This window comes from Streptococcus milleri, from assembly GCF_900636525.1.
GTDB lineage: Bacteria > Bacillota > Bacilli > Lactobacillales > Streptococcaceae > Streptococcus > Streptococcus hominis.
In genome coordinates this window covers 1,667,929-1,686,208 of record NZ_LR134288.1, presented here as the reverse complement: position 1 = coordinate 1,686,208, position 18,280 = coordinate 1,667,929, and the positions used below count along the sequence as shown (strand labels likewise).

21 protein-coding genes and 2 tRNA genes are annotated in these 18,280 nt (G+C 40.6%); 21 read left to right on the top strand and 2 right to left on the bottom strand.

Features of this window, described 5'->3' with window-relative positions; genetic code table 11:
• Positions 1-70: 70 nt before the first annotated feature.
• The 12 genes from EL087_RS08300 to rsmA all read left to right on the top strand — a co-directional run bounded on the left by EL087_RS08300 (position 71) and on the right by rsmA (position 10,840).
• Entirely contained in the window at positions 71-1,420 is a 1,350-nt protein-coding gene (locus tag EL087_RS08300) for a glucose-6-phosphate isomerase (RefSeq protein ID WP_003026484.1), read from the top strand.
• Between the two features lie 152 nt (positions 1,421-1,572).
• Complete coding sequence (gene glpK / locus EL087_RS08295) at positions 1,573-3,084, top strand: glycerol kinase GlpK (RefSeq protein WP_126407945.1); 1,512 nt, start codon at positions 1,573-1,575, stop codon at positions 3,082-3,084.
• 254 nt (positions 3,085-3,338) lie between these two features.
• Complete coding sequence (gene rnpA / locus EL087_RS08290) at positions 3,339-3,698, top strand: ribonuclease P protein component (protein ID WP_003028698.1); 360 nt, start codon at positions 3,339-3,341, stop codon at positions 3,696-3,698.
• Positions 3,682-4,497, top strand: a complete 816-nt coding sequence (locus EL087_RS08285; protein ID WP_126407943.1) for a YidC/Oxa1 family membrane protein insertase — start codon at positions 3,682-3,684, stop codon at positions 4,495-4,497. The genes rnpA and EL087_RS08285 overlap by 17 nt, the downstream gene beginning before the upstream one ends.
• Positions 4,498-4,509: 12 nt before the next feature.
• Positions 4,510-5,547: an RNA-binding cell elongation regulator Jag/EloR gene (gene jag / locus EL087_RS08280; RefSeq protein WP_126407941.1), complete on the top strand. Its 1,038-nt coding sequence runs from the start codon at positions 4,510-4,512 to the stop codon at positions 5,545-5,547.
• Between the two features lie 92 nt (positions 5,548-5,639).
• Positions 5,640-6,272 (top strand): ribonuclease P, encoded by a 633-nt coding sequence (locus tag EL087_RS08275; protein WP_126408183.1) that lies wholly within the window; start codon positions 5,640-5,642, stop codon positions 6,270-6,272.
• Between the two features lie 154 nt (positions 6,273-6,426).
• Entirely contained in the window at positions 6,427-6,561 is a 135-nt protein-coding gene (gene rpmH, locus EL087_RS08270) for a 50S ribosomal protein L34 (protein ID WP_003026476.1), read from the top strand.
• Between the two features lie 129 nt (positions 6,562-6,690).
• Positions 6,691-7,470 (top strand): TatD family hydrolase, encoded by a 780-nt coding sequence (locus EL087_RS08265; protein ID WP_197716130.1) that lies wholly within the window; start codon positions 6,691-6,693, stop codon positions 7,468-7,470.
• Complete coding sequence (gene rnmV, locus EL087_RS08260; protein WP_126407939.1) at positions 7,470-8,042, top strand: ribonuclease M5; 573 nt, start codon at positions 7,470-7,472, stop codon at positions 8,040-8,042. Before EL087_RS08265 ends, rnmV begins: the two co-directional genes overlap by 1 nt.
• A gap of 9 nt (positions 8,043-8,051) precedes the next feature.
• Entirely contained in the window at positions 8,052-8,906 is an 855-nt protein-coding gene (locus tag EL087_RS08255) for an SDR family NAD(P)-dependent oxidoreductase (RefSeq protein WP_106083620.1), read from the top strand.
• 323 nt (positions 8,907-9,229) lie between these two features.
• Positions 9,230-9,946: a dimethyladenosine transferase gene (locus tag EL087_RS08250; RefSeq protein ID WP_126407937.1), complete on the top strand. Its 717-nt coding sequence runs from the start codon at positions 9,230-9,232 to the stop codon at positions 9,944-9,946.
• Between the two features lie 18 nt (positions 9,947-9,964).
• Complete coding sequence (gene rsmA, locus EL087_RS08245; protein ID WP_126407935.1) at positions 9,965-10,840, top strand: 16S rRNA (adenine(1518)-N(6)/adenine(1519)-N(6))-dimethyltransferase RsmA; 876 nt, start codon at positions 9,965-9,967, stop codon at positions 10,838-10,840.
• A 59-nt stretch (positions 10,841-10,899) separates the two neighbouring features.
• Here rsmA and EL087_RS08240 read toward each other — a convergent pair.
• Positions 10,900-10,988, bottom strand: a tRNA-Ser gene (locus tag EL087_RS08240).
• A gap of 125 nt (positions 10,989-11,113) precedes the next feature.
• Positions 11,114-11,196, bottom strand: a tRNA-Leu gene (locus EL087_RS08235).
• A gap of 111 nt (positions 11,197-11,307) precedes the next feature.
• On the opposite strand from EL087_RS08235, the gene rsgA reads away from it, so the two are divergent.
• The 9 genes from rsgA to rpsG all read left to right on the top strand — a co-directional run bounded on the left by rsgA (position 11,308) and on the right by rpsG (position 18,271).
• A complete protein-coding gene (rsgA, locus tag EL087_RS08230; RefSeq protein ID WP_126407933.1) occupies positions 11,308-12,186 on the top strand; it encodes a ribosome small subunit-dependent GTPase A in 879 nt (292 codons plus the stop codon).
• A gap of 12 nt (positions 12,187-12,198) precedes the next feature.
• Positions 12,199-12,858 (top strand): ribulose-phosphate 3-epimerase, encoded by a 660-nt coding sequence (gene rpe / locus EL087_RS08225; protein ID WP_126407931.1) that lies wholly within the window; start codon positions 12,199-12,201, stop codon positions 12,856-12,858.
• Positions 12,851-13,483, top strand: a complete 633-nt coding sequence (locus tag EL087_RS08220; protein ID WP_126407928.1) for a thiamine diphosphokinase — start codon at positions 12,851-12,853, stop codon at positions 13,481-13,483. The genes rpe and EL087_RS08220 overlap by 8 nt, the downstream gene beginning before the upstream one ends.
• A 1-nt stretch (position 13,484) precedes the next feature.
• Entirely contained in the window at positions 13,485-14,741 is a 1,257-nt protein-coding gene (gene rmuC / locus EL087_RS08215) for a DNA recombination protein RmuC (RefSeq protein WP_126407926.1), read from the top strand.
• Complete coding sequence (locus EL087_RS08210; protein WP_049506816.1) at positions 14,731-15,675, top strand: 3'-5' exoribonuclease YhaM family protein; 945 nt, start codon at positions 14,731-14,733, stop codon at positions 15,673-15,675. Before rmuC ends, EL087_RS08210 begins: the two co-directional genes overlap by 11 nt.
• 91 nt (positions 15,676-15,766) lie before the next feature.
• Entirely contained in the window at positions 15,767-16,585 is an 819-nt protein-coding gene (gene purR, locus EL087_RS08205; RefSeq protein WP_126407924.1) for a pur operon repressor, read from the top strand.
• A 13-nt stretch (positions 16,586-16,598) separates the two neighbouring features.
• Positions 16,599-17,165 (top strand): hypothetical protein, encoded by a 567-nt coding sequence (locus EL087_RS08200; RefSeq protein WP_049517037.1) that lies wholly within the window; start codon positions 16,599-16,601, stop codon positions 17,163-17,165.
• A 202-nt stretch (positions 17,166-17,367) separates the two neighbouring features.
• Complete coding sequence (gene rpsL, locus EL087_RS08190) at positions 17,368-17,781, top strand: 30S ribosomal protein S12 (protein WP_003026451.1); 414 nt, start codon at positions 17,368-17,370, stop codon at positions 17,779-17,781.
• A gap of 19 nt (positions 17,782-17,800) precedes the next feature.
• Positions 17,801-18,271: a 30S ribosomal protein S7 gene (gene rpsG, locus EL087_RS08185; RefSeq protein ID WP_003026449.1), complete on the top strand. Its 471-nt coding sequence runs from the start codon at positions 17,801-17,803 to the stop codon at positions 18,269-18,271.
• Positions 18,272-18,280: the final 9 nt, after the last annotated feature.

The window sequence follows — 18,280 nt, the reverse complement described above, 5'->3', positions numbered from 1 at the left end:
TCAAGAAAATTGCTTGATAAAAAAGTAGTAAAGCGGTATCATAGTAGAGAAGAAAAATTGGAGGACTATAATGACACATATTCAGTTTAATTACTCAAACGTGCTTGGAAAATTTGTTGCACCGCATGAAGTAGATTACATGCAAACACAAGTTTCTGCGGCAGATGAACTGTTGCGAAAAGGAACTGGTGCAGGAAGTGACTTCCGTGGCTGGCTTGACCTTCCAGAAAACTATGACAAAGAAGAATTCGCTCGCATTTTGAAAGCGGCAGAACAAATCAAATCAGACAGCGATGTTTTGGTCGTGATTGGGATTGGTGGGTCATACCTTGGAGCAAAAGCAGCGATTGATTTCTTGAGCAATCATTTTGCAAACTTGCAAACCAAAGAAGAACGCAAAGCTCCACAAATCCTTTATGCTGGAAATTCTATTTCATCTACTTACCTTGCAGACTTGGTCGAATACGTCTCAGATAAAGATTTCTCAGTTAATGTGATTTCTAAATCAGGAACAACGACAGAACCTGCTATTGCTTTCCGCGTCTTCAAAGAACTTTTGATTAAAAAATATGGTGAAGCTGAAGCTAACAAACGTATCTATGCGACAACTGACCGCCAAAAAGGTGCAGTTAAGGTGGAAGCAGATGCCAATGGTTGGGAAACATTTGTGGTGCCAGATGACATTGGCGGACGTTTCTCTGTATTGACAGCAGTAGGACTTCTACCAATTGCAGCATCAGGCGCAGACATCAAAGCCCTTATGGAAGGTGCTAATGCTGCTCGTAAGGACTACACTTCAGACAAGATTGCAGAAAACGAAGCTTATCAGTACGCAGCTCTTCGTAACATCCTTTATCGCAAAGGCTATGCGACTGAAATTTTGGTTAACTACGAACCATCTCTGCAATACTTCTCAGAATGGTGGAAACAATTAGCTGGTGAGTCAGAAGGAAAAGACCAAAAAGGTATTTATCCAACATCTGCTAATTTCTCAACAGACCTTCACTCTCTTGGGCAATTCATCCAAGAAGGTGCGCGTATTATGTTTGAAACAGTTGTCCGTGTGGACAAACCACGCAAAAACGTGACGATTCCTGAATTGGCAGAAGACTTAGACGGACTTGGATATCTTCAAGGAAAAGATGTTGACTTTGTTAACAAGAAAGCGACAGACGGTGTACTTCTGGCTCATACTGACGGTGACGTGCCAAATATGTATGTCACTCTTCCAGAGCAAGACGCCTTTACTCTTGGTTACACTATTTACTTCTTTGAGCTTGCTATCGCTATTTCTGGTTACTTAAATGCTATTAACCCATTTGACCAACCAGGTGTAGAAGCATATAAGAAAAATATGTTTGCTCTTCTTGGAAAACCAGGATTTGAAGAATTGAGCAAAGAATTGAACGCTCGTTTGTAATTTGTATACAATGGAACGACTTCTGAAAAGGAGTCGTTTTTTATACGCCAAGCATATAATTGAGTGAAATTTTCACAAAAACAGAAGAAAAAGATAGAAAGAAAGCGCTTTATTGTGTATAATAAAAGCAGATTATACAACGGAGGCGCTTTATGTCACAAGAAACTTATATCATGGCGATTGACCAAGGAACAACCAGCTCACGGGCGATTATTTTCAATAAGAAAGGTGAGAAGGTTGCTACGAGTCAAAAAGAGTTTACTCAGATTTTTCCACAGGCGGGCTGGGTTGAGCACAATGCAAATGAGATTTGGAATTCTGTGCAGTCGGTCATTGCAAATGCTTTTATTGAAAGTGGCATCAAGCCCACAGAGATTGAAGCAATTGGCATTACCAATCAACGGGAGACAACAGTTGTGTGGGATAAGAAAACGGGTTTGCCCATTTACAATGCCATTGTCTGGCAGTCTCGGCAAACAGCTCCTTTAGCAGAAAAGCTCAAGCAAGATGGATATGTAGATTTCTTTCATCAAAAAACAGGTTTAATCATAGATGCTTATTTCTCTGCGACCAAGGTACGCTGGATTTTGGATCAGGTAGAGGGCGCGCAGGAACGTGCAGAGCGAGGAGAATTGCTTTTTGGTACGATTGATACCTGGTTGGTTTGGAAATTAACGGATGGTGCGGCTCATGTGACAGATTATTCAAATGCAGCGCGGACCATGCTATACAATATCAAAGAGTTACAATGGGATGATGAGATTTTATCCTTGCTCAATATTCCTAAGGCTATGTTGCCAGAAGTTCGCTCGAATTCAGAAATTTATGGCAAAACAGCACCCTATCATTTTTATGGTGGAGAGGTACCAATTGCAGGAATGGCGGGCGATCAGCAGGCAGCTCTCTTTGGGCAATTAGCATTTGAGCCAGGAATGGTGAAGAATACTTATGGGACGGGCTCTTTCATCATTATGAATACTGGTCAGGAATGCAATTTATCAAAAAATAATCTTTTGACGACTATTGGTTATGGGATAAATGGCAAAGTGACTTATGCTTTGGAGGGTTCGATTTTTATTGCGGGTAGTGCCATTCAGTGGCTTCGTGATGGGCTTCGTATGATTGGTAGCTCACCTGAGTCTGAGCGATATGCAAAAAATTCCACCAATGAAAATGAAGTATATATTGTTCCAGCCTTTACAGGCCTTGGAGCACCTTATTGGAATCCAGAAGCAAGAGGTTCTATTTTTGGCTTGACACGTGGAACGAGTAAAGAAGATTTTATCAAAGCAACTTTGCAATCCATTGCTTATCAAGTGCGCGATATTATTGACACCATGCAAATGGATACAGGTACAGCTATCCAAGTTCTGAAGGTAGATGGTGGTGCTGCCATGAATGATTTTCTCATGCAGTTCCAAGCAGATATTTTGGGAATTGAATTAGCGCGTGCGGCAAATTTGGAAACAACAGCTCTTGGAGCAGCTTTTCTGGCGGGTCTTGCAGTTAGCTATTGGAAAGACATAGAAGAGCTTAAAACATTAAATGCAGTCGGAGAAGTATTCCAACCAACGATGCTAGAAGCAGAGCGCCAAAAATTGTACAAAGGCTGGAAAGCAGCAGTTGCAGCTACGCAATTTTTTGCAAAAGAATCTAGCAAATAGTTGAAAAATATAACTATGAGTTACAAGTGTCGGTAATCATTTAGTATAAGATACGAGAAGAGGGATTAGGAGACAATCTTAGTCGCTCTTCTTTACTTTACTAACTCTTTTAGCATTAAATTTTCAGAATAAAAGTGAATTACATGCGTTCTTATATCAGTTGGATAGGGTAAAACGGTGAATATGCCTACTCTTATTGGTTTTTTTGAAAATTATGGTATAATAGATATAATTTTGGTAGATGGAGTTGAGTTTTGAAGAAAAGCTATCGCGTCAAGAGCGAGAAAGATTTTAATGCGATTTTCAAAAGTGGGCAAAGTTTTGCCAATAGAAAATTCGTCATTTATACATTAGAAAAGAAGCAAAAACACTTCCGAGTTGGAATATCCGTCAGTAAAAAGCTAGGAAATGCGGTAATGCGCAATAAGATTAAACGCCGTATTCGACACGTTTTGATAGTTCATCAAGCAGAGTTAGCAACGCTTGATTTTGTCGTTATTGCACGAAAAGGTGTGGAAATTCTGACTTATCAAGAATTAGAGCAAAATTTGCTTCATGTACTAAAAATAGCAAAAATTTATCAGGAAGGTTTGAGTAGTGAAAAAGAAAAGTAAACTGGCGGGGCTTTTAATTTTAGCTTCGCTCATCTTAACGGCGTGTGGGACGAGTGAGGTCACAGCGAGTTCGCCGGATTTATGGGAGAGATTTGTCTATTTCTTCGCCGTAACGATTCGTTTTCTGTCATTCAATGGAAGTACAGGAATTGGGATTATCCTTTTCACATTGATTATTCGGACAGTTCTTTTGCCTGTTTTCCAATTGCAGATTAATGCTTCTCGGAAAATGCAGGAAGCGCAGCCGTTAGTGAAAGAATTGCAGGCGAAGTATCCAGGACGCGACATGGAAAGTCGCAGTCGTTTGGCAGAAGAAACACAAAAGCTGTATAAGGAATTAGGAGTAAAGCCATCGGCATCATTTTGGCCCTTGCTCATTCAAATGCCTGTGTTGATTGCCTTGTATCATGCCTTGACACGCGTTGAATTTCTCAAAGTAGGGCATTTTCTCTGGCTGAATCTGGGCGCGACAGACCCTTATTATATTTTGCCAGTTTTAGCAGCCGTTTTCACCTTTTTGAGTACTTGGTTGAGCAATAAAGGGATGGCGGAACGCAATGGCTTGATGACAGGAATGATGTTTGTCATGCCGCTGTTTGTCTTCTTCTTTGCCATGAGTGTAGCGAGTGGGGTTGCTTTGTATTGGAGCACATCGTACGCGTATCAAGTGTTCCAAACGCTTTTACTGAGCAATCCATATAAAATCATTGCAGAAAGAGAAGCGAAAGCGACTGCTGAGCGGGAACGTGAAGAAAAGAAAAAACGTGCTTATCGCAAAGCACAAAAAAAGAAAAAGTAAGGAGGCGCTTGTATGGTATTATTTACAGGAGCGAGTGTTGAAGAAGCCATTCAAAATGGCTTGCGCGAGTTAGATATTCCACGGATGAAAGCACATATCAAAGTGATTTCTCGTGAGAAAAAAGGATTTTTAGGATTATTTGGCAAGAAATTAGCCCAAGTTGATGTGGAACCTATTAACGAAACAACGGTAGTAAAAGCTAATCAAAAAGCTGTCAAAGGTGTTCCGGAAGCAATCAATGCTCAAAATGAGCCCGTTAAAAGCGTGAGTGAAGCAACTGTTGACTTAGGACATGTTGTTGCAGCTATTAAAAAAATCGAAGAAGAAGGCAAAGAAATCTCAGATGATGTGAAAGCTGAAATTTTGAAGCACGAAAAAGAAGCCAGCACGATTCTTGAAGAAACAGGTACAATTGACTTATTGAAAGATAGTGACATCGTAAATTTTCAAAAATCGGTCGCTCAAGAAGAAAAGACAACTGACAAGATTATTGCTTTTGACCAAGCTGTAGAAAAGCACTCGGAAGTCCAACCGATAGCTGAGGAGCCGGCTGATTTTGAAGATCTGGGTATTCAAGTGGAAGAAGATTATGATGTTGAAGAAGTTGTTGCGAGTGTGACAGGTTATGTGCAAAACATCGTGGACGAAATGGACGTTGAAGCTAGCATTGCAAGTGCTCATAATCGTCGGACAATCAATATGCAGATTGATACCAATGAGCCTGGTCGCATTATCGGCTATCACGGAAAAGTGCTGAAAGCTCTTCAATTGTTGGCACAGAATTATCTTTATAATCGCTATTCTAAGAGTTTTTACATTTCTATCAATGTTAATGATTATGTAGAACATCGAGCAGAAGTTCTACAAAGCTACGCTCAAAAATTGGCTGACCGTGTGTTGGAATACCAGCATAGTCAAAAAACCGACCCAATGTCCAACAATGAGCGGAAAATTATCCACCGTATCATTTCTAAAATGGACGGACTTACCAGCTATTCAGAAGGTGATGAGCCAAATCGTTATGTTGTCGTGGATATTGACAGTGAATAATAAACTGAGGACTGGGAAGAATTTCTTTTCAGTTTTTCTTTCCGCTTAGTCCACTAATTGACGTGCTTGAGATTGAGAAGAAAGGGGCTTACATGTCTATTTTTCCGGCTATTGAAACATACTTAGCATTACAAGGAAATAAATATATTTCTCCTGATAAAGCGGGAGAATTAAGAGAAATGATGATTGATTTTAAACGGAAAGGTCAGGCAGCACGTACGGAATTTTCGGACTTGGTTAAGCAATTTCAAAGATTTTATCCAAAATTAACTCTGGAGCGTACCAGCAACTGGATGAATCAAGCTCAAACGTTGCGTCCCCATTTTTGGAACTATTTGTGTGGTTATGGCGATATCACAGAACCAATGTTCGCCCTGCGTTTATATGGAAAGCCAGGAGATTTTGGAGTATCGTTAGAAGTTAGCTTTATCGAGCGCAAGAAAGATGAAACCAGTCTGACGAAGCAAAATCGAGTCTTGCAGGTGCCAATCACAGCTCCAGTTTATTACTTGGCTCAAATAAATGGTGTCAGTCAACGATTTGCTGGGGCAGAAGAGAATCGGCAGTATTTGAGCCAGCAAGTAAAAATAGGGCAAGTCCGTAAAGTCTTAGTAAAATACGATGTAGATTTAGCCCAAGCCACATCGGTAAGACAAGTGTTGGAGCAACTCCAGAAGGCTATGACAACTCTCATTCCTTTTTATGAGGCAACCAGAGAATTATAAGAGGTTTAAGCAACCTTTCTTTAGATTTACCAAAAACAATTCCGCACTGCTATTGACAAAAGGCTTAGAATCATATAGAATAATAAAGTATGTTTAGTAACTGATCACAATAGCCGGCTAAACGAATACAAGAATCTAAGAGGAGGTATTCAAAGTGAAACGTACTTATCAACCAAGTAAAATCCGTCGTGCGCGCAAACATGGTTTCCGTCATCGTATGGCAACTAAAAACGGTCGTCGCGTACTTGCAAGCCGTCGTCGTAAAGGACGCAAAGTTTTGGCTGCATAATCCAAACGAATACAAGATGAAGAACCAACGGAAACTCGAGACCGCTGGTTTTTTTGTTGGAGAACAAAGGGACAATCTGCATTTGCTCAGAGATTTTGATATAATAGAAACTGATATAAAGAGGAATGAATGATGAACATTTTTGACACACATACACACCTCAACGTGGACAATTTTGCAGGCAAAGAAGCTGAAGAAATTGTTTTTGCACGCGAGTTAGGTGTTACCAAGATGAATATTGTGGGTTTTGATGCAGAAACCATTGAAAAGTCGCTAGCGCTGTCTCGTCAATATGATGAGCTTTACAGTACGATTGGCTGGCACCCGACGGAGGCAGGTTCTTACACGCAGGAAGTGGAGGACATGCTGGTCAGTCATTTGCATGCTCCCAAAGTTATTGCCCTTGGTGAAATTGGATTGGATTATCATTGGATGACAACACCGAAAGAGATGCAAGAGCGAGTTTTTCGACGGCAGATTCAATTATCAAAAGATCTTGACTTGCCTTTTGTAGTGCACACTCGTGATGCCTTGGACGACACATATGAGATTATTAAAAATGAAGGTGTTGGTCCTCGCGGCGGCATTGTGCACTCTTATTCAGGTTCTTTGGAAATGGCAGAGCGTTTTATCCAGCTTGGTATGATGATTTCATTTTCGGGTGTGGTCACGTTTAAGAAGGCTGTAGATGTGCAGGAAGCTGCGCAAAACCTCCCTTTGGATAAAATCCTAGTTGAAACTGATGCACCTTACTTAGCTCCTGTTCCAAAACGTGGTCGTGAAAATCGGACGGCTTATACTCGCTATGTTGTAGACAAGATTGCAGAACTTCGTAGGTTAACTGTCGAAGAAGTTGCGCAAGCGACATATGAAAATGCGCTGCGAATATTTAATTTGAAAGAAGATTGATGAAAGAAAAAATTTCTCAAGTCATCGTTGTAGAAGGTCGGGACGATACGGCCAATCTCAAGCGGTATTTTGACGTAGAAACTTACGAAACGAGAGGGTCTGCGATTTGCCAAGAAGATATGAAACGCATCAAACGCCTTCATGATCTGTATGGAGTGATTGTTTTTACTGACCCAGATGTCAATGGTGAGCGGATTCGTAGGATGATTATGACAGCGATCCCTAGTGTTCAGCATGCTTTTTTAAGGCGCGATGAGGCAGCTCCTAAGTCTAAAAGTAAAGGGAAATCATTAGGTATTGAGCATGCTTCTTATGAAGATTTGAGGACAGCTCTTTCGCAGGTGACTAAGAATTTTGAAAAAACGACTGATTTTGACATTACACGCTCAGATTTGATTCGTTTAGGGTTTCTAGCTGGAAAAGATAGCCGCAAACGTCGCGAGTTTTTAGGGAAAGAACTCCGTATTGGCTATTCAAATGGGAAACAATTGCTTAAACGCTTGGAATTATTTGGGATAAATTTAGCAAAAGTTGAGAGCGTGATGGCGCATTATCAAGAAAGTGAAAAGTAAAGGAATAGTATGAAAAAATGTATCATAACAGGTGGAAATAGCGGGATAGGTTATCAAGCAGCTAAACAGCTAGCTGATAAAGGCTGGCAGGTAACGATTTTTTGTCGTAGTAAAGAGAGAGCTGAGAGCGCCTGTGAGACAATCATTAGTGAAACTGGTAATTCTCATGTCAGCTACCTATTAGCAGATCTTTCTGACTTAACGAGTACCAAAACAGCTATTGAAAATTATATCCAGACTCAAGGAGCGCTTGATGTCTTGATAAATAATGCTGCTGACTTTGATTTATCAATTAAGCAACCAGTTTTAACCAAAGATGGATTGGAAAAGCAGTTTGCGACCAATGTTGTAGCTCCTTTTTTGCTATCCCAGTCTTTTATTTCCTTATTGAAAGAGTCCGAGAGTGGTCGCATTCTCAATATTTCATCGCAAGGTTTACAAGCCTATCCTTTTATTAAATTGAATTTTGATAATCTAAAGGGCGAACAATCTTACACCCCTTCAAAAACTTATTACCAGAACAAATTAGCGCTTCTGATGCTGACCTTAGCGATGAGAGCAAGGTACAAAGACGTTACAATTCAGGCTATCAGAGTACCTAGTGTTAAGGTAGATATGAAGCGTTATAGTCACCTTTCTTCCTTTATGAAAAACCTATACAAACTGAAATCTCGATTCTCAATTTCGCCTGAAGAAATGGCACAAACCTATGTCGCTCTCGCCACGGGAAACAGCTATAACGGCTTTTTATACAATGAAAAATGCCAAGAGGTCAAAGCCAATCGCTCGGTTTATGATCAAGAGGCACAAGAGAAACTCTACCGAATTTTGACGCAACTAACCACAGAGAAGACCGGAGAATGATAGTCGAATATTATAGCGTTTAGTATGTTTTTTAAGCATGATGAGTGGTAAGGGGGATTTAGCTGGCGATAATATGTCAACTTTGATATTTACAAAAGATTATGTTTGAAGTGCTTGACAGTGATGATGACTGATGTCACTAATGAAACATTATGTACTACTGGTTTCATATGAAGTTGATGTCCAAAAATGTTGTGGATTCTGAGTTGAAGAATTCTGCATGGGCTATCCAAATGAGAAACAATTGCTCAAACGACTAGAATTATTTGAGATTGGATTGACAGATGTTGAGATGGAATGAAAAAAATACGAAAGGAAGCGAGATGGCAAATAGAAGCTATATTTATTTAAAAAACGGAGATGAGGCACGTGTTTTAGCGGAGGGAATTTATACGATTCCTTATTTCTGGCAACTATTTTGGGGTGAAGAAGAGCTGCAAGCGGCTATTGCTCTATGGAAAAAAGCAGAAGAGCTTGAAAAAGAAGATAAAGGAAAAACAGAAGAATTTTATCGGACACAGGATATGGGGATTGCTCTTTCTGTTGAAAACTTTCATCAGAATGCTCGTCGCAATCGCTCCTTTTTAGAGCAGCATGCTCCACAAATTTTGCAACTGTACGATGACTTTGTGTGTTACATTACTACAAATATCAAAGAGGGCGATACGCTAGGATTTGACGTTTTAGAAATTATTTCTATGGACGAGTTGCCTATTGCTTCTGACAAACTTTTAAAAAATGTCCGTGCTATTCAGCAAAATCAACCGAAAGATTTGGATTTTTCTTTAACAGATAAAGATTTGCTTGGGATAGCTATGGGTTTCCCAGATGATTATGCTTCAGACATGTTGCCAGTAGATAATATTCTAAATTCGGTTGCCTACCAAGATGAGTTGAAGAAACGTAAAAATCAAAAAAACAAGCAAATGACTGATGTGACTGAATCTACTTCAACAGAAACTAAACGCCGTATTCATCCGGCATTTTGGATTTTGCTTGTGCTAGGAATTATGCGAATTTTATATATTTTATTCAGATAACAGATAGAAAAGAGATTTATGAGAATTGCGGATTATAGTGTGACGCGAGCTATTTTAGAGCGTCATGGTTTTACTTTTAAAAAATCGTTCGGTCAGAACTTTCTGACGGATACCAATATTTTACAAAAAATTGTGGACACAGCTGAGATTGATGAGAATGTTAATGTTATCGAAATCGGACCAGGCATCGGGGCACTGACTGAGTTTTTGGCGGAAAATGCAGCCGAAGTCATGGCTTTTGAAATTGATGATCGCTTGGTGCCGATTTTGGCAGATACTTTGCGGGATTTTGACAATGTGCGCGTGGTCAATGAAGATATTCTTAAGTCAGACTTGCAAGCCCGAATCAAGGAATTTGCTAATCCAAATCTTCCTATCAAAGTGGTGGCCAACCTGCCCTACTATATTACCACTCCTATCCTCATGCACTTGATTGAGAGTGGCATTCCTTTTAGTGAATTTGTCGTGATGATGCAGCGAGAAGTGGCTGATCGTATCTCGGCGCAACCCAATAGTAAATCTTATGGCAGTTTGTCAATAGCGGTGCAGTATTATATGACCGCCAAGGTCGCTTTTATCGTACCACGAACAGTCTTTGTTCCTGCTCCAAATGTGGATTCGGCTATCCTCAAGATGGTCCGCAGAGACCAGCCAGCAGTTGGGGTCAAGGATGAAGCTTTCTTCTTCAAAGTCTCAAAAGCTAGCTTTACTCACCGTCGGAAAACCCTCTGGAATAATCTGACCAGTTATTTTGGGAAGTCTAATGAAGTCAAAACAAAGCTAGAGTCCGCTTTGGACAATGCTGAGTTATCTCCAAGTGTACGAGGAGAAGCGCTTGATTTGCAAGAATTTGCGCATTTAGCAGACAGCTTATATGATGAAGGATTCAGATAAGTTGGATAATATGGTAAACAAAAAGCCTCACTAAGTTCGTCTTAGTGAGGCTCTTTATAAGGAAAGGACGGGATTTGAACCCGCGCATGAATAAAATCCATTTGCCGGATTTCGAGTCCGGTGCCGTACCAAGCTGAGCCACCTTTCCAAAATTTAGAATAAGGAATTTTTGAATGGGCTCGATAGAAGCATTCAAAATAGGCTATTTCGTTTTAGGAGAGAAAGCAAAGCGCAGCATAAGCTGCAATACCAAAACACCTAACAAAATAAAAATGCGGAAAAAGGGATTTGAACCCTCACGTCCGAATGGACACATGCGCCTGAAGCATGCGCGTCTGCCGTTCCGCCATTTCCGCTCGGTATCTATTATACCACATTGGCGACGTTTTTCATCTTTTTTTTGCACTAAAAAGCAAAATACTTGTTTTTTTGTTATAATGAACTTATTAAGCGTTAAAGGAGTTCATTTGAAAGGAACAATTGTGAAAGCTTTAGCTGGCTTCTATTATGTAGAGTCAGAAGGCAAGGTGTATCAGACCAGAGCAAGAGGGAATTTTCGCAAGAAAGGTCAAACTCCCTATGTGGGAGATGAGGTCGAATTTTCTGCTGAGAAAGATTCTGAAGGATACATTTTAAAAATAGCAGAGCGAAAAAACAGTCTGGTACGTCCACCTATTGTTAATATCGATCAGGCTGTCGTGATAATGAGTGCCAAAGAGCCAGATTTTAATTCTAATCTTTTGGATCGGTTCTTAGTCCTTTTGGAGCAGAAAGCCATTCATCCGATTATTTGTATCAGTAAATTGGATTTGTTGGAGGACGATAAAGAGCTAGATGCTTTCCTTGAGGTTTACCAAGCCATTGGTTATGATACTGCCAAAACAGTCGCAGAACTGTTGCCATTTTTGACAAGTAAAAAGACAGTTTTTATGGGGCAGACGGGAGTTGGCAAGTCCACTTTGCTCAATAAAATTGCACCGGATTTACAGTTAGAGACGGGTGAGATTTCAGAGAGTCTAGGTCGCGGTCGTCATACGACACGAGCTGTCAGTTTTTACAATTTTAATGGAGGAAAAATTGCGGATACTCCGGGATTTTCTTCCTTGGATTACGAAGTGGACAACGCGGAGGATTTAAACCAAGCATTTCCTGAAATTGCTGAAGTCAGTCGCAGCTGTAAATTCCGAACCTGTACCCATACGCATGAGCCAAACTGTGCGGTGAAACCTGCCGTTGAAAATGGAACAATTGCAGCCTTTCGATTTGAAGATTACTTGCAATTTTTGAGTGAAATTGAACATCGTCGTGAAATCTATAAAAAAGCAGTTAAAAAGCAACCTAAATGAGGAGGAAGCCAAATGAAATCTTATAAAATTGCACCGTCTATTTTAAGTGCAGACTATGCAAACTTTGAATCAGAATTGAAAAAATTAGAAGCCACAGGGGCAGAGTACGCTCATATTGATATTATGGACGGACATTTTGTTCCCAATATCAGCTTCGGTGCGGGTGTGGTAGCGAGCATGCGACCACACAGTAGATTGGTATTTGATTGTCATCTTATGGTCTCCAATCCAGAACACCATATTAAAGATTTTGCTCGTGCGGGTGCAGATATTATCAGCATCCACGCTGAAGCAACACCACATATTCACGGAGCTTTGCAAAAGATTCGGGCAGCTGGTGTCAAGGCAAGTGTTGTTATCAATCCGGGAACGCCTGTTGAAGCGGTGAAAAACGTACTTAATCTAGTTGACCAAGTCTTAGTAATGACTGTCAATCCGGGCTTCGGTGGACAAGCTTTTCTACCAGAAACAATGGATAAAGTACGCGAATTAGTCGTTTTGAGAGAAGTGAACCAACTAGACTTTGATATTGAAGTAGACGGTGGTATTGATGATGAAACCATTCGCATTGCCAAAGAGGCCGGTGCTAATGTCTTTGTGGCAGGTAGTTATGTGTTCAAAGGTGATGTAGCTCGTCAGGTTCAAACCTTGAAAGAAGCATTGCATGATTAAAATTGCTCTCTTTGCTGGTGGGACGATAGATAGCTTTCAAATGGATTTTGACCTCTTTATCGGAGTAGATAGGGGAAGCCTGTTTCTCATTGAACAAGGCATTTGCCCAGATTTAGCGGTCGGTGATTTTGATTCCGTTTCGGAGAAAGAGTTGGCTTTGATTTGTTCTCAATCTAAAGAGGTACTTCAAGCACAACCTGAAAAAGATGATACGGATTTAGAGTTGGCAGTTAAAGCTGTTTTTGCACGTTATCCACAGGCGCAAGTGACAATTTTTGGTGCTTTTGGCGGGCGCTTGGATCATACTTTGGCAAATATTTTCTTGCCAAGTAATCCAGAAATTACTCCTTATATGCAGCAAATTCGACTGTGCAATGCACAAAATGAGCTCCGCTATTGCCCTCAAGGGCGTCACGAGATAAAGCTAGTAGCTGGTATGAACTATCTAGCCTTTATGCCTGCGGACGACGGTCGTTTGACCATTGAAGGCGCCAAATATCCTTTAAACGAATCCAATTATTTTTTTAAAAAAGTGTATGCTTCTAACGAATTTATAGATGAGCCCGTTTTTTTAGAGTGCCAATCAGGTTATGTTATTGTCATTTATAGCAAAGACAGGAGTTAGTATGGAGTTTATAATTATCCTCTTATTGCTGGGAAATCTTATTGTGACCTTTCTTTTGTGGCAACAGAATCAGCAACAGACAGATCAGGTACAGAAATTGCTGGAAGATCAAGCTGATCACTTATCTGATCAGTTGGATTACCGTTTTGAGCAAGAACGGCAACGAAGTCTTCTGACACAACAACAACTGGAATTGGCTCTGGGAGATCGTTTGGGTGAGGTGCGTACGGATTTACATCGAAATTTAACGGAAATGCGGTTAGAGATAAGCGAGAATCTAACTAAAAATCGTGATAAGACAGACGAACGAATGCGTCAGATTCAAGAGTCAAATGACCGTCGTTTAGAGCAAATGCGCCAAACAGTGGAAGAAAAATTAGAGAAAACGTTGCAGGCGAGATTGCAAACGTCTTTTGAAACAGTTTCAAAACAATTAGAGTCGGTCAATCGTGGCTTGGGAGAAATGCAAAATGTAGCGCGTGATGTCGGCACTCTAAACAAAGTGCTCTCCAATACCAAAACGCGTGGAATTTTAGGAGAATTGCAGCTTGGTCAGATTATTGAAGATATTATGACACCGAGTCAGTATGAACGCGAATTTGCGACGGTTGCAGGATCCAGTGAGCGCGTAGAGTATGCGATTAAATTACCGGGACAAGTGGAAAAAGAATATATCTATTTGCCGATTGATTCCAAGTTTCCGCTTGCTGACTACTATCGCTTGGAGGATGCTTACGAATCAGGAAACAAAGAAGAGATTGATTTGTATCGTAAGTCTTTGCTAGCGAGCGTCAAACGTTTTGCCAAGGACATCAATAAGAAATACTTAGCGCCTCCTGCAACAACAAACTTTGGCGTGATGTTTTTACCAACGGAAGGGCTTTATTCAGAAGTCGTTCGCAATCCGGAATTCTTTGACAGTTTGCGTCGAGACGAGCAGATTGTGGTCGCAGGACCGTCTACGTTGTCTGCCCTACTCAATTCGCTTTCGGTCGGTTTTAAAACACTCAACATTCAAAGAAGTGCAGATGACATCAGCAAGGTTTTGGGTAATGTCAAATCAGAATTTAATAAATTTGGTGGCATTTTGCTCAAGGCACAAAAACATCTGCAACATGCTTCTGGCAATATTGATGAATTGCTGACGCGCAGAACCAATGCTATCGAGCGAACTTTGCGCCATATTGAAATTTCGGACAAGTCGGACTTCAACGGTCTACTAGATTTCCAAGATGAAGAGGAAGAATATGAAGATTAACCAAATGAAAAAAGACGAGCTGTTTGAAGGGTTTTATCTCATCAAATCTGCTGAACTTCGTCAAACAAGGGCAGGGAAAAACTATTTGGCATTCACCTTTCAAGATGACACTGGAACGATTGAAGGGAAATTGTGGGATGCACAACCGCACAATGTGGAAGAATTTACTGCTGGAAAAGTCATCCATATGCAAGGGCGCAGAGAAGTATATAACAATACTCCGCAAGTGAATCAAATTACACTACGTCTGCCAAAAGTTGGTGAGCCAAACAATCCAGCTGATTTTAAGGAAAAACCACCGGTTGATGTCCAGGAGTTACGTGACTATCTCTCACAAATGATTTTTAAAATTGAAAATCCAGTTTGGCAGCGTGTGGTACGGGCTTTGTATGCTAAATACGATAAAGAATTTTACTCCTATCCAGCAGCGAAAACCAATCACCACGCTTTTGAGGCAGGACTTGCTTTTCATACTGCGACTATGGTGCGGCTAGCAAATGCTATTGGTGAGATTTACCCGCAACTAAATAAGAGTTTACTTTATGCAGGAATTATGCTCCATGATTTAGCAAAGGTGCTGGAATTGACAGGCCCAGAGCAAACAGAATACACTGTTCGAGGCAATCTCATCGGACACATCGCTTTGATTGATGAAGAAATAACAAAAGTGTTGGCAGAATTAAAAATTGACGACACAAAGGAAGATGTCATTGTTCTGCGACATGTTTTGCTAAGTCATCACGGTTTGTTGGAATACGGTAGTCCAGTGCGTCCGAAAATCATGGAAGCTGAAATTATCCACATGATTGATAATTTAGATGCGGAAATGATGATGATGACTTCGGCTCTAGCCTTGGTTGGCGAGGGTGAGATGACCAATCGAATCTTTGCTATGGACAACCGCTCTTTCTATAAGCCTAATTTTGATAAGTAAAAAACGAAAAACGAATGTTATTGCAAAAATAATGTTCGTTTTTTGGACTGATTATGATATAATGAAGAAAATAAAATAAATTGGTGAAAAAATGAAATTAAGAAGAAGTGAACGCATGGTAGTTATTTCTAACTACCTAATCAATCATCCGTACGAATTAACAAGTCTCAATACATTTGCTGAAAAGTATGAGTCCGCAAAATCTTCCATTTCCGAAGATATTGTCATTATCAAACGTGCTTTTGAAGAAATGGAAATTGGGCACATCGAAACCATTACAGGAGCAGGAGGAGGCGTTATTTTTACTCCCTCTATCTCGGATAAAGAAGCTAGAGCAATGGTGGAAGACCTCCGCACGAAATTGTCTGAAAGCAATCGAATTTTACCCGGTGGCTACATTTACTTATCGGATTTGCTGAGTACGCCTTCTATTTTAAACAACATTGGACGCATTATTGCCAAGACGTTTCGAAATCAAAAAATTGATGACGTAATGACTGTTGCCACAAAAGGAGTGCCGTTGGCAAATGCAGTGGCAAATGTGTTAAATGTTCCATTTGTCATTGTGCGCCGCGACTTGAAAATCACAGAGGGTTCAACGGTTAGTGTCAATTATGTGTCTGGTTCAAGTGGTGACCGTATTGAAAAAATGTTTTTGTCGAAACGCAGCCTGAAAGCTGGAAGCCGTGTGTTAATCGTAGATGATTTCTTAAAAGGTGGCGGAACAGTCAATGGCATGATTAGTCTTTTACGAGAATTTGATTCGGAATTGGCTGGCGTAGCGGTCTTTGCGGAAAATGCACAGACAGAACGCGAACATTTGGATTACAAATCATTGTTGAAAGTGACAGCTATTGATGTGAAGTCCAACAAAATCAGCGTAGAAGTTGGCAATATTTTTGACAAATAGATGAGGTGAAAATTTGAAAAATATATTGGATAAATTGGATCAAAGCTCCTTGTGGCTGAGAGTTTCGATTGTTACAGTTTTGGCACTCATTCTTGCTGCGGGATTATTTTTCGTTAAAAAGCAAGATGACGCGGCGCGTGCAGCCGCTCCGACTGTAAGACGAACAGTTTCAACGTCAAAAACCTCAGAGTCGAAAGCAGAAAAGGACAAAAAAGAACAAGCGAAAATTGTGCAAGAAGCAGAAGAGGCTGTTAAAAAACTGGAAGCGGAGCAGACAACAGCTAATGTAACAGCTGCTCAGGAAAAAGTAGATAAGGTAAAAGACGAAACACAAAAGACTCAATTTCAACAGCGGATTAAGGCAGTCAGTGATGCGATTGCGGCGCGTGCAGCTAGCGAAGCAGCTGCTACAGAAAGTCAAAATGCTGTGACGCCTCAAACAGATGCAGGGCAAACGTACCAACAAACTTATCAACAAACTTATCCTCAAACCTATCAAGCGCCAGCAACTTCAGCTACCACAGGACAGGCTGAGACCAATTCAGCTCAAACTCCAGCCGCAAATACTACGGGGCAGTAACTGGGATTTCAATAGGAAAACTATAAAAAATATATTGACAAAGAAAGTGCCGTCGTGTTATACTAATAGACGGTACTTTTTACTTTTGGTCTCTCAAAAGTGTACAGAGACGTGCTGACAAATGTTGCGAAAGTACACGCAGATGATAGCTGTCACCAAGTGTATCATCACCAAAATTAAAAAAAATACAGGAGAAATGTAGATGCCTACAATTAACCAATTGGTTCGCAAACCGCGTAAATCAAAAGTAGAAAAATCTAAATCACCAGCTTTAAACGTTGGTTATAATAGTCTTAAACGTGTACCTACTCGTGAAAACTCACCACAAAAACGTGGTGTTGCAACTCGTGTTGGTACTATGACACCTAAAAAACCTAACTCAGCTCTTCGTAAATTTGCTCGTGTACGTTTGAGCAATCTGATCGAAGTAACTGCATATATCCCAGGTATCGGACATAACTTGCAAGAACACAGCGTTGTGCTTCTTCGTGGTGGACGTGTAAAAGACCTTCCAGGGGTACGTTACCATATCGTTCGTGGTGCACTTGATACTGCAGGTGTAACTGATCGTAAACAAGGCCGTTCTAAATACGGTACGAAAAAACCAAAAGCATAAGGAAAGGGGATAAAGATCAATGAGTCGTAAAAACCGTGCGCCTAAGCGCGAAGTATTGCCAGATCCGCTCTACAATTCAAAATTAGTGACACGTCTTATCAACCGCGTTATGCTTGATGGGAAACGTGGTACAGCAGCTTCAATCGTATATGGTGCTTTTGAACAAATCAAAGAAGCTACTGGAAATGATGCACTTGAAGTATTTGAAACAGCTATGGAAAATATCATGCCTGTACTTGAAGTACGTGCTCGCCGTGTTGGTGGTTCTAACTACCAAGTCCCAGTTGAAGTTCGTCCAGAACGTCGTACAACTCTTGGACTTCGTTGGTTGGTAACTATTTCACGTTCACGTGGAGAACACACTATGCAAGATCGCCTTGCAAAAGAAATCATGGATGCAGCTAACAATACTGGTGCAGCTGTTAAAAAACGTGAAGATACTCACCGTATGGCTGAAGCTAACCGTGCTTTTGCTCACTTCCGCTGGTAAGATTGCTTC